General features: G+C 54.4%; 8 protein-coding genes. All 8 read left to right on the plus strand.

Annotation, left to right across the window (positions count from 1 at the left end; genetic code table 11):
• Position 1 precedes the first annotated feature (1 nt).
• The 8 genes from FAZ79_RS05690 (at position 2) to FAZ79_RS05725 (ending at position 12747) form a co-directional block, all read left to right on the plus strand.
• On the plus strand, positions 2 to 832 hold the full coding sequence (locus tag FAZ79_RS05690) for an ABC transporter permease (RefSeq protein ID WP_136867013.1): 831 nt from the start codon (positions 2 to 4) through the stop codon (positions 830 to 832).
• Positions 822 to 2210, plus strand: coding sequence for an ABC transporter ATP-binding protein (locus tag FAZ79_RS05695; RefSeq protein WP_247709504.1), 1389 nt, complete (start codon positions 822 to 824; stop codon positions 2208 to 2210). Before FAZ79_RS05690 ends, FAZ79_RS05695 begins: the two co-directional genes overlap by 11 nt.
• A complete protein-coding gene (locus tag FAZ79_RS05700) occupies positions 2207 to 6049 on the plus strand; it encodes a glycosyltransferase (RefSeq protein WP_136867014.1) in 3843 nt (1280 codons plus the stop codon). The genes FAZ79_RS05695 and FAZ79_RS05700 overlap by 4 nt, the downstream gene beginning before the upstream one ends.
• A 56-nt stretch (positions 6050 to 6105) precedes the next feature.
• Positions 6106 to 7530: a mannose-1-phosphate guanylyltransferase/mannose-6-phosphate isomerase gene (locus FAZ79_RS05705; RefSeq protein ID WP_136867015.1), complete on the plus strand. Its 1425-nt coding sequence runs from the start codon at positions 6106 to 6108 to the stop codon at positions 7528 to 7530.
• Position 7531: 1 nt separating this feature from the next.
• Entirely contained in the window at positions 7532 to 8911 is a 1380-nt protein-coding gene (locus tag FAZ79_RS05710) for a phosphomannomutase (protein WP_136867016.1), read from the plus strand.
• A 157-nt stretch (positions 8912 to 9068) separates the two neighbouring features.
• Positions 9069 to 10076, plus strand: coding sequence for an NAD-dependent epimerase/dehydratase family protein (locus FAZ79_RS05715; RefSeq protein ID WP_136867017.1), 1008 nt, complete (start codon positions 9069 to 9071; stop codon positions 10074 to 10076).
• A gap of 82 nt (positions 10077 to 10158) precedes the next feature.
• On the plus strand, positions 10159 to 10716 hold the full coding sequence (locus FAZ79_RS05720; RefSeq protein ID WP_136867018.1) for a sugar transferase: 558 nt from the start codon (positions 10159 to 10161) through the stop codon (positions 10714 to 10716).
• 123 nt (positions 10717 to 10839) lie between these two features.
• Positions 10840 to 12747, plus strand: coding sequence for a nucleoside-diphosphate sugar epimerase/dehydratase (locus tag FAZ79_RS05725; protein WP_247709505.1), 1908 nt, complete (start codon positions 10840 to 10842; stop codon positions 12745 to 12747).
• The last annotated feature ends 91 nt before the right edge of the window (positions 12748 to 12838 follow it).

Here is a 12838-nt window from a genome sequence, read left to right on the forward strand (position 1 = left end):
CATGGAAACAGCTCCTGTAACACTGCGTGCCCTGATCGGGTCAGCTATTCGGCATCGTGCCCTTATATCTCAACTGACCAAACGCGACGTCGTCGGACGTTATCGTGGTTCAATGATTGGTCTGGGCTGGTCTTTTTTAAATCCCTTGCTTATGTTGGCTGTGTTTACATTCGTATTCTCGGTCGTGTTTGAAGCAAAATGGGGTGTCTCATTGCAGGGTGAGCAAGAAAGCACAGGTTTTTTTGCGATAGTATTGTTTATTGGATTGATCATTCACTCGTTCTTTTCTGAAATCCTGGTTCGCTCGCCAGCGCTAATCATACAAAACTCAAACTACGTTAAAAAAGTGATCTTTCCTTTGGACATCCTGCCGCTTACAGCGGTTCTGAGTGCGTTGTTTCATGCCGCAGTGAGTTTAGCTGTCTGGGCTATGGCCTACATAGCATTGGTTGGCGTTCCTGCATTTCATGTCTTGTACCTTCCTTTGGTCGTCTTGCCGCTGATCACTCTGTCGCTGGGTATCTCGTTTTTTCTGGCGTCGTTAGGCGTTTATTTAAGAGATATCGGTCAGACTATGGGTGTTGTTTCAACAGCGCTGCTCTTCCTTTCGCCGGTATTTTTCCCTATTGAGCAGCTGCCAGAGGCTTATAGGCCGTTCTTTTTAGCAAATCCGTTGACCTTTGTGATTCAAGAAGCCCGGCAAGTGCTCGTCTGGAAAAGTGCCCCGGATTTCATGGGCTTGGGTGTTTATATGTTGCTGGCATTAGGTGTTCTAGCGAGTGGCTACTTTTGGTTCCAGAAGACCAGAAAAGGGTTTGCTGATGTGCTCTGATATCGTCATTGATGTCCGCAATATCCAGAAACGTTACGAGATATTCGATCGCCCAAAAGACCGTCTTAAACAGATGGTTTTGCCCAGATTGTCTCGTATTTTTAGGCGGCCGCCTAGACAGTATTTCACTGAGTTCTGGGCGTTGCGCGATATAACGTTTTCTGTTCGCCGTGGCGACACGGTTGGAATTATTGGCCGTAATGGAAGTGGGAAATCTACGCTTTTACAAATCATCAGCGGGACCCTAAATCAGACCTCGGGAAAGGTGGCTGCGCGTGGTCGAGTCGCGGCCCTTTTGGAGCTCGGTTCGGGCTTCAACCCTGAGTTTACTGGAAGGGAGAACGTATACCTAAATGGCGCCCTCTACGGATTGTCTGAAGACGAAGTTGATCGACGATTTGCCGATATTGAACAATTTGCCGATATTGGCGATTTCATCGATCAACCCGTAAAAACATATTCCAGCGGTATGATGGTCCGTCTTGCTTTCGCGGTAATCGCGCATGTTGACGCTGACGTGCTTATCATCGATGAGGCTCTGTCAGTTGGTGACGCCATATTTACTCAGAAATGCATGCGGTTTATCAGGGAGTTTCAGGAAAACGGAACTCTTTTGTTTGTAAGTCATGATGCCGCCGCTATCCAAAACCTCTGCAGAACGGCTATTTGGCTGCACCAGGGCGAAGTGGTCCAACAGGGAAAAGCGAAAGAGGTTTCTGATGCGTATTTAGAGTTTTCCCTGCAAGAGATATATGGAGAGAAAGCTAAATTGAAGAGCGTCGCTCCGCACAAGGGACGTGATCTTAATTATTCGGTTGCGCGCCCCGCTCCCGGCGGGTTGAGTGCTGAGATGGAGGCTCCGACAGAAGCTTTTGTACCTGAGTATTCCAGCAAAGCTTCGTTTTCTGAGAATATAAGTTCGGCAAAGGGTTGGACCACCGAAGACGCTGAGATCAACAACGTCGAGTTCTTAGATCAAACTGGTGAATCTGCAACCGTACTCTCGGGTGGAGAGCGCGTTAGCTTAAGGATTTCAGTGTTTCTTCGACGTGAGTTCACGCGGCCTATTGTTGGGTTTCTAGTTAGAGATCGGTTGGGTCAGGATTTGTTCGGTGAGAATACGTTGCCTTTTACATCCTTTCATCCGGTTTCCGGGAATGAAGGGGATACCATTGAGGCCGAATTTGTTTTTCGACTACCTATGCTGCCCAACGGGCAATATGTGATTATGGCTTCCTTCGCGGAGGGTGATTTGCATAGTAATGTGCAACACCATTACTTGCATGACGCTGCAGTACTGACAGTCAGCTCCGAAAAAATACGTTGGGGTTTGGTCGGTATCGAGTTTGAAAATATTAGGTTGGCTTCGAAGAAATGACATCACTTAAACAGCTTTATAACCGGAAGCATGGCAAAGCGTCTGATAAGTGGGAGCTTTATCTAGATGAATATGATGTGCGCTTTCAAGATTTAAAAGGTCTGCCGATCAACCTTCTCGAGATCGGGGTTCAGAACGGGGGCTCGATAGAGCTATGGGGCGAATATTTTCCACATGCACATAAGTTGGTGGGTTGTGATATCAACCAAAAGTGTGCCTCGCTCCGGTTTGAGGACCCGCGTATAAATATTATTGTTGGCAACGCCAACGACCCCTTAAGTTTTAAGAAGATACGCGATTTATCCCCGGATTTCGATGTAATCATAGATGATGGTTCGCATAAGTCTAGTGACATTATCAAATCATTTTGGCTCTATTTCCCGTTGCTGAAAGAGGGCGGGGTTTATGCCATAGAAGATCTTCATTGCTCGTATTGGAGTGAGCTTGAGGGCGGGCTTTACGACCCGTTCTCGTCAATCAGTTTTCTGAAAAATTTGGTAGACGTCATTAACCAGGAGCATTGGGGTGTCTCTATATCGGCACGTGAGCACCTGGAACCGTTTGCGACGCGATATGATTTCGAAACTGATTTGGATGTTTTGAGGTCCATCCATTCAGTTGAATTTGTCAATTCGTTGTGTTTTATATATAAAAAACCGGCTTCTAAAAATGAGCTGGGTAAGCGGATCGTTGGTGGAGAAGATTACAGCGTTTGGGACGAGATTAGGCCGCTATCTGGGTCGCAAATCACAGTTCCGGGACAAGAAGGGAATCCGTATTCCGATCTAGCCCATCATCCGATCTTAGAAACACGCGAGTTATTAGAGCGGGCCGAGGACTTAAGTGGGAAGCTTGTCGCCCTTAGAGACGAGAAATTGAGGCTTGAGCAGGAAACAAGGAAGTTGTCGGAAGAATGTCTCGCGGAAATATATCGGACGCGAGCGATCGTAGACGGTATGAAATCTTCGACCAGCTGGCGGATAACTTCGCCACTGCGCTTTATTTCACGAGGCGGGCGGGTCTTGGTTCAAGATTTGCGGAACTTCCGTAAAAAGCCGTCCTATGTTTTAACTGAACTAAAGTCTTGGCTCAACCGGAATCCCAGAGTGAAGCAAAGGATTGTTGGTCTGCTCGCCAGTAACAGACTTGGTAGATTCGCACTAAAGAGCTTGAGGTCATCCCATGACGGCGTAGATGAGGGGTTGGTTGGCTCTTTGATAAATGATTACCCAAGTTGGTTGGAAACGTTTGATACGCCGACTAACGCAGAACTTTCTGAACTCGTTTCCTCTTTGGGTGAATCCAAATCTCTAACGATTTTAGTTTTTTTTGATGAACACGATGCCTCTTCCGCTGAGGCCATGGCGGAAGCGTTGTCCCGAGACGTTATGCGCGCTTGGCGAGCGTTTTTTATTTGCCGCTCCGGGTCGGTTGATGCTGTGCGAACTATTGAAGATGCAGCTGCCCTCGACGCCCGAATCGAGGCGGGGTGTGTCGAGAGTGAAATGCAGGGTGACGGCGCTGTAATTATTGAGTGCGGCGTATTGCTTAGACATCACTGTCTCGTGACTTTGGCGAACGTGCTGTTTTCCGATGATAATGTGTCCGTTGTCTACTCGGATGAGGATCGAGCACGTGAAGGCAACTTCTCCGACCCATGGCTAAAACCAGAATACTCACCTCTTCTCGCCTCGCAAGGTGTTTTGTTCGGACGAGTTTTTGGCGTCAACCCCCAAAAGTTTGAATTGACTGATCTTTGCAACTCTTACCTTGATGATGGGGTTTTGCCGAGTGAATGGATAACACATGAGATAACCCGAAGCAGTCATGTTGATATCGTCAGGGTTCCTTCGGTTTTGTTTCATGACGTCAAGGCCACGAAAAGTCCAAAACCAATAACTCATCCAGAACTCTCTGAACCCCCGAGGGTGTCGGTAATCATCCCAACCAAGGATCGCTGGGACTTGTTGGGACCGTGTATCGATAGCCTTGCAAAAAGCGAATGGCCAACGGAACGCCTCGAGATTATCGTTTTGGATAATGGGTCGTCCGAAGCGCATACCCTAAATTGTCTTGCGGAATACGAGCGCAAGGGAAAAATACGTGTCTTGAGGGATGAACGTGAATTTAACTGGGCCAGGCTGAACAACTTTGGTGCTTCGCAAGCACGCGGTGAGGTACTTGTTTTTCTAAACAATGATACCGAGTTGCTGGATCCGACCTGGCTAAACAAGTTGTCACGGTATGCGAAGTTGTCTCGTGTTGGTGCAGTGGGTTGCAAATTGGTATTCCCTGATCGAACAGTTCAACATGCGGGTGTTATCGCCGGTATTCAAGGGGTGGCAGGTCATGGAAACCTGTTTATACCTGAGCACGCGCCCGGGTATAGGGGCCTAGCAAACCTCACGCGGGAGGTGAGCGCGGTTACGGGTGCGTGTCTGGCGGTTGAGAAAGAAAAATTCGATCGTGTTGGGGGCTTCAATGAGCGATTTAAAGTGGCGTTCAACGATGTCGTGTTCTGTTTTGATTTGCTGGAAGAAGGCTTTGATAACGTTTATATTCCGGATGCCTTGTTTGTGCACTATGAGAGCAAATCAAGAGGTTATGATGACAGTCCGGAAAAAGTAGAACGCAATAGGTTGGCCGCGATCGAGACATGGAAAATTCATCCAAAGACGATGCGGGAAGATCCTTATTACTCCCCAAATCTATCTTTATATAGCCCATATGATCTGAGCTTTGCACCTAGGAGGCGTGCGCCTTGGAGACTCGCTCCGACGAGGAATGAAGACATTCGGGTCATGCTCCTGTCGTGTACACATGCAATAGGGCACGGGGTTCCGGCTGTTTTGTCTCTACAGGCTGAACATCTGGTGGAAAAGGGGTTTCGGGTCACGGTAGCAGGCCCAGCTTCAGAGAATGACTTTGAGTACCCCGGGTGCGAACGTGTCGTTACGTCGGACCCGATTGAAGCTGTCTGTCATGCCGCTAGGTTGGGAATCGATGTGCTGATTCCTCATACACCACCATTTTTCAATGTCGCACGTTGGTGTGGGAATTATCCGGTGGTTCTGGCGTATGATCATGGAGAGCCACCACCGGAATGGTTTTCTGACGTTGAGGAAAGACGAAGTTTGCTTGCCGAAAAAGATATGTCCTTGGCTATGGCGCACCGGGTTTTTGCGATCTCGCAAGCGATTTCCGACGAGAGCCGGACTCCAGTGGACGGCATCATTCCCGAGGGAAATACTCATCTGGGTCAGTGGGATGAGGCGGCAAAGGAACGACGTGCAAGCGCGCGGGCCCGTTTCGGTTGGGAAGGAAAGTTCGTCGTTTTGGACGTTTGTCGTTTCCATTATGGGGAAAGGGTTTATAAAGGTGTAGACAAGTTCGCGGAGCTATGCGAGTGGGTGAAAAGGCAGCTTGATCCACTGGAGGACAAAGTTTGTTTTGTTCTGGCTGGAAAGGGTGATGAAGCTGACGTGCGTGAAATGCAAGACCGGGGTTTGTCGGTCTTCCCGAATGTTTCCAATGAGGAAATGTTTGATTTGTATGCGGGTGCAGACGCCTATGTGAGTTTTTCTCGCTGGGAAGGGTTTAACCTCGGTATAGCGCAAGCTCTTGCCATGGGTCTTCCGACGGTTGGTTCAGACATACCGGCGCATAGGGCGTTTGGCATTTACACCACCGACCAGGTCGGGTTGGCTGGCGAATGGCTTCAGCGCCAAATTGAGAATCCTTCCGGCCGAAAACCGGTTCTTATGCCGTGGGAAGAATCACTCGACCTTTGGGTTGATGTGATCATGGATGCAGTTCGACCGGTAAAGAATGCTGATTGACTAAACGTGGGTGAGCAACTCCTATTGCTGCTCTGATAACGTGAGTGGAAGGTTTTATGCAACTAATTCCAGCTATCTTGTGCGGGGGGTCTGGGACCCGACTTTGGCCTGTGTCTCGCGAATTACATCCCAAACCCTTTATACGGTTGGCTGATGGTGAGAGCTTGTTGCAGAAATCCTACCTTCGTGGTGCGCAGATCCCTGGGGTGGCGGAAGTGCTGACCGTTACCAACCGGGAGCTGTTCTTCAAAACCGAAGATGAGTTCCGAGAGGTGGGGGCGCAGCTGGACCATGTTGTTGATAACAGCTTCATTTTGGAGCCATTCGGTCGCAACACGGCGGCTGCGGTTGCTGCCAGTTCGCTGCACATAGCGGAAAAATACAGCGATGATGCAGTTGTTCTGGTTTTGGCCGCTGACCACTTGATTGCGGACAGGGACGCTTTTGAGGCCGCCGTGGGTGAAGCCTGTGAACTGGCAGCAGAAGGGAGGTTGGTCACGTTCGGTATCAAGCCGGATGCGCCGGAAACGGGTTATGGGTACATCGAGGCGCAGGGCAGTAGGGTGCTTAGGTTTGTAGAGAAGCCTTCGCTAGAGAAGGCACGCGAGTACCTCGACGATGGGCGGTATCTGTGGAACTCCGGCATGTTTTGTTTTCGAGCCGGAACAATGATTCGGGAGCTCGACGAGCATGCGCCAAACGTGCTTTCGGCGGTGCGTGCGTGTTTGGAGGTGGCTCGAAAGGCTGAAGGGGATCACTTCAGCCAGGTGGAGCTTACTTCAGACTCATTCGACCCGGTTCCGGAAGATTCGATCGATTACGCGGTGATGGAAAAAACAAAGAATGCTTCCGTGGTTGCGTGTGATATTGGGTGGAGTGACATTGGCTCGTGGGCTGCACTTGGTGACCTGTCGCCGGCGGACGAGGAGAACAATCGCGTGGATGGGAATGCGTTGCTGCATGACACGCACAATTGTTACATCAAAAGCGACGAGCGGCTGGTCGGAGCGGTTGGGGTAGACAACCTCATCATCGTTGATACACCAGATGCACTATTGGTCGCGGATAAGCGCCGTGCTCAAGAGGTAAAAAAGCTGTATTCAGAGCTCAAAGAGGTGGGCCACGAGGCTCACCGTCTCCACCGCACGGTGCATCGCCCCTGGGGAACCTATACCGTTCTCGAGGAAGGGGAGCGCTTCAAGATCAAGCGAATTGTCGTCAAGCCCGGCGGCAACCTGAGCCTGCAGATGCATCATCACCGCAGCGAGCACTGGGTCGTGGTCAGTGGCATGGCGAGGGTCTTCAACGACGGAAAGGAACTGCTGCTCGGCGTCAACGAATCCACCTACATCTCAGCCGGTCACACCCATCGGTTGGAGAACCCGGGTGTCGTGGAGCTCGTGATGATCGAAGTCCAGAGCGGCGAATACTTGGGCGAGGACGATATCGTTCGTTTTGAAGACATTTACGGACGGTCCTGATATGTCCCTGAACTGCTTCAAGGCCTATGACATTCGCGGCCGGGTGCCCGAGGAACTTAACGACGATATCGCTTATGCGATTGGCCGAGCCTTCGCTAAGGAATTGGAACCTGGCAAAGTCATTGTGGGTAGGGATATCCGGCTTGAAAGCCCGGCCCTCGCCAATTCGCTGATGACCGGGCTGGTGGATTCTGGTGTTGACGTAACCGACATCGGGGTGTGTGGCACGGAAGAAGTATATTTCCAAACATTCCACAGAGAGGGTGAAGGCGTCGGTGGCGGCATCATGATTACCGCCAGTCATAATCCGAAGGGCTATAACGGCATGAAGTTGGTTCGTGCCGGTGCGCGTCCGATTTCTGGTGATACGGGGCTTCAGGCAGTCAAGGAGGCGGCGGAACGTCTCATTGCTAAGGGGTGGAACAAAGAGAGCGGTGCCGATCAAGCGGCTGGACAAACCATCACGGACGCTGATAAGTCGGCATACATTGAGCACCTGCTTTCATATGTCGACCTGAGCCAGCTCAAGCCCCTCAAGATTGTTGCAAACCCCGGTAATGGCGGTGCTGGGCCAGTGTTGCGATTGCTCGAAGAGAAGTTGCCGTTCGTTTTCGAGTTTGTTCAGGAAGAGCCAGACGGCAACTTCCCCAACGGTATCCCTAACCCCCTGCTTCCCGAGAACCGCGCTGCCACTGCTGACGCCGTGCGGCGCAGCGGTGCGGATATGGGTGTCGCCTGGGATGGTGATTTCGACCGATGTTTCCTGTTTGATGAAAACGGAGAATTCATCGAGGGCTACTACATCGTCGGTCTCTTGTCGGAAGCTTTCTTGCGCAAGCACCCTGGCGAGAAGATCGTTCATGACCCGCGGCTGACCTGGAACACCATCGACATGGTGGAACAGGCCGGCGGCGTTCCAATCCAGAGCAAGACGGGGCACGCCTTTATCAAGGAGCGCATGCGCATTGAAAATGCTGTTTATGGCGGCGAAATGAGTGCCCACCATTACTTCCGTGATTTCGCTTACTGCGATAGCGGAATGATCCCTTGGCTGCTGGTGGCCGAACTGATCGGTAAGGTCGGCCAGCCGCTGTCCGCTTTGGTGCAGGAGCGGGTGGCGGCGTATCCCTGCAGTGGTGAAATCAACTACCGGGTCAGGGATGTCTCTTCCACTCTTGAACGGATTTACTCGCATTTTGCAGAGCTTGAGCCAGAGGAAGATCGGACCGACGGTTTGAGTCTGGAGTTCGCGGAGTGGCGAATGAATCTGCGTGGCTCAAATACCGAACCACTGCTTCGGCTCAACGTCGAAGCTCGAGGTGACGCCGCCGAAGTTAAGCGCCGGGTCGCGGAAATCCAATCTCTGATCGAAGTGGAATAAGGCTCCATGTGCCCACGGATGTGTTGCGATATTTAAATTTCTTCCTTGGCCCGTTGCTGGCAATCGAGTCAGGGTGGACTCGACCTCGTCTCATACGCTGAGGTGATCCGGTGATGCTGGTGATTTTTCGTCCAGTGGAAGGCGTTTAGATACCCCGATGAGTCTGAAATCACGCTCGCAATATAAGCTGGAAACTAGCTCGACTCGGTCATTGAACCACCTTGGGGACGCAGTTGGTCGATTGGCCGTGACCGGAGCAAATGGATTTATCGGCAGCGCTCTCGTGCCCGCGTTGCGAGAGAGAAATGTGGACGTGGTGTCGCTCGTGCGGTGTGATGGGGGCGTCGGTGATCGCGAGCTGAGCGTGGGCGATATCGGTCCACTGACCAACTGGTCTGAGGCATTGTGCGGAGTTGACACCGTGATACACACGGCTGCGTTGGCGCATGGCCGAGGGCTTTCTTATGCAGAGCTTCTCGAAGTGAATGTCGAAGGGACACTGTGTCTCGCGCGACAGATGGTTGGTTGCGGCGCACGACGTCTGGTCTACCTGAGCTCCATCGGAGTGCTCGGGGCCGAAACGACCGGCGTGGCTTTTACCGAAACTGATCCACTCTCTCCTCACAATCCGTACGCACGGTCAAAGGCTGAAGCGGAAATCGCTTTACGTGAAGTGGCTAGGGCGACCGGCCTTGAAGTGGTGATCGTCCGCCCTCCACTGGTTCACGGCCCGGGCGCGCCAGGCAATTTTGGTCGGTTGCTTCGATGGATGGAGCGAGGGCTACCGATGCCCCTTGGCGCTGTCCAGGGAAATCGCCGGAGCCTTGTGGGGATAGAGAATCTGGTCGATTTCCTGGCGGTTTCCGCGGCGCACCCCGACGCGGCAGGGCAGACGTTCCACGTTGCCGATGCGGAGAGCGTTTCGACGGCGGACCTATTGCATCGGTTGGGAAATTTACTGGGTTCGCCAGCTCGGCTGTGGCCGGTTCCGCCACGCTTGCTCACCTGGTCAGCCCAGGTTTTCGGCAAACGGGAGATGGCGACACAGCTAACTCATTCGTTGGAAGTGGATATCAGCAAGGCCGCTCGGTTCCTTGGCTGGGAACCGCCGCTATCCATAGACGAGGGGTTGCGGCATGCTGTTGCTCCATTTAAAGACGCATAGTGGATAAAGTCGAACGGCATTCCGGAAATTTTATTGCCACCGGGAGGGCTATCCTGTTCGGTTATGCACGCATGAGGATCTTGTGATTCGGCTGATTGATCTCTTTTTCTCCATAGCTGGCCTGGTAATGGGGTTGCCGCTGCTGGCGCTCATTGCCGTTATCGGCTGGTTTGATACTGGCTCGCCCATTTTCCGGCAGGAGAGGGTGGGGCGGCATCGTCGGCCGTTCACCCTGGTCAAGTTTCGCACCATGAAGCCGGGCACGGCGTCGCGGGCGACCCACCTGACCAATGCATCGGCCATCACGCCGTTCGGCCGTTTCCTGCGTCGTAGCAAGCTCGACGAGCTGCCTCAGTTGTGGAACGTGCTCAAGGGGGAGATGAGTCTGGTTGGGCCGCGCCCGTGCCTGCCCACACAGGAGGAGCTGATCGCTGCGCGGGACGTGCGGAATGTTTTTGCCATGCGACCCGGCATTACGGGGCTTGCGCAGGTCCAGGGGGTCGATATGTCGGACCCCGAGCGGCTGGCCGAACTGGATCAGGAGATGATTCGCAGCCTTACGCTGCGCGACTATTTCCGTTACCTCTTCCTGACCGCGACCGGCAAGGGGGCGGGAGACCGGGTGCGTCCCTCCTCCTGATGTCGCGGCGGGTCCTGCCTGAAACAGGGCGCGCCGCGGTCTGACGTGGCAGACTATGTGCCAGCGGGGCGTCGGGAAGTCGCCGCCTTAACCACGACTACCAGCACGGAAGACCATCGATCAGTGCCTTTCACCGCGCGCATCAAGCACTTTCTTCGCGATCTGCCATCCGTCTACAAGCGGGGGCTGATGCTTGCGCTGGACCTGGGGTTGATCCCGTTTGCGCTCTGGGCGGCATTGTCGCTTCGTTACGGTGAACTCTTCACCGAGCTCGATCGCGCTGCACTGGTGTTCATCGGGCTGGCCTTCTTCACCGTACCGGTGTTCGTCAAGCTGGGACTCTACCGCGCGGTGATGCGCTACCTCGGCTGGCACGCCATCGAGCAGATCGCCATCGGTGTGCTGACCTCCACTGGCATCCTGCTGGCGATCATGTTTCTCTATCCCCAGGCCGGGTTGCCGCGCTCGACCTTCATCATCTTCGGGCTGGTGCTGTTCCTCTTGGTCGCCGGATCGCGGTTCGCGGCCCGGCGGCTGTTGGGCGTGATACCCGCCCGGGGAAAACGCGAGCGGGTGGCGGTGTACGGCGCTGGCGCCGGCGGTCGGCAGGTCGCCGAAATGCTGCACCAGGGCCCCGACTACGAGCCGGTCGCGTTCCTCGACGACGCGGCTGACCTGCAGGGCAGAGAGATCAACGGCCTGCGGGTGCTGTCACCGGACATCCGTGATCTGACCCCGCGCCTTCAACGCCTCGGTGTCGAGTCGATCCTGCTGTCGATTCCGTCGGCATCGGCGTCGGCTCGCCGGGCGATCCTGGCGCGGCTCGAGCCGCTTCCGTTCCACGTGCGCACGGTTCCGGCGATCAACGATATCCTCGCCGGCAAGGCGACGCTCGATCAGATCCAGGAAATCGATATCGAGGACCTGCTGGGGCGGGAACCGGTTGCCCCGGATGTCGAGCTGATGCACCGCTGCATTACCGGCAAGACGGTACTGGTGACCGGGGCGGGCGGCTCGATCGGCTCGGAATTGTGCCGGCAGGTGATCGCGCAGGGTGCCAGCTGTCTGATTCTGTTCGAGGTGTCGGAGTTCGCGCTCTACCGGATCGACCAGGAACTGCGCGCGCTGCCGAGCGTGGCGAACGGAGAGATAGAGGTGATCGCCGCGTTGGGTAGCGTGCTCGACGAGCGTCGCCTGGCCCGTCTGTTCGACCGTTTCGCGGTGAACACCGTCTATCACGCCGCGGCCTACAAGCACGTGCCGCTGGTCGAGCACAATCCGGTGGAGGGGCTCTCGAACAACGCGCTCGGCACCCTGATCACGGCACGACTCGCCGCCGCCTCGAGCGTCTCCCACTTCGTCCTGATCTCCACGGACAAGGCCGTTCGTCCCACCAACATCATGGGTGCGAGCAAGCGGCTCGCCGAGATGGCTTTGCAGGCGCTGCAGCCAGATTCGCCCGACACCATCTTCAGCATGGTGCGCTTCGGCAATGTGCTGGGGTCCAGCGGTTCGGTCGTGCCGCTGTTTCGCCGGCAGATTGCCGATGGCGGGCCGATCACGGTCACGCACCCGGACATTACCCGTTACTTCATGACCATCCCGGAGGCCGTCGAGCTGGTCATCCAGGCGGGCAGCATGGCGCAGGGCGGGGACGTGTTCGTGCTCGACATGGGCGAGCCGGTGAAGATCGATCACCTGGCTCGCCGCATGGTGCACCTCAGCGGACTCGAGGTGCGGGACGCGGAGCACCCGGACGGAGATATCGAGATCAGTTACACCGGCCTGCGTCCGGGCGAAAAGCTCTACGAGGAGTTGTTGATTGGTGAGGCGGTGAACGGAACCGAACACCCACGGATCATGCGCGCCAGTGAGGATTGCCTGACCTGGCGCGCCTTTGACAAGGCGATATCCCGCCTGCAACGCGACATGGAACGTTCCGATTTGCCGGCGGTTCGCGCACAGCTTGCCGAATTGGTCAGTGGGTACCAGCCGCACGCCCGCATCGAGGACCATTGTTGGAAAGAATGACGGTGGTGCGGAGGTTTGGAAATCGCGGCTAACGCCGCTCCTACCGCGATCGTTTCCGTAGGAGCGGCTTTAGCCGCGAAACCATGCCCAG

The organism is Guyparkeria sp. SB14A, from assembly GCF_005096345.1.
Lineage (GTDB): Bacteria > Pseudomonadota > Gammaproteobacteria > Halothiobacillales > Halothiobacillaceae > Guyparkeria > Guyparkeria hydrothermalis.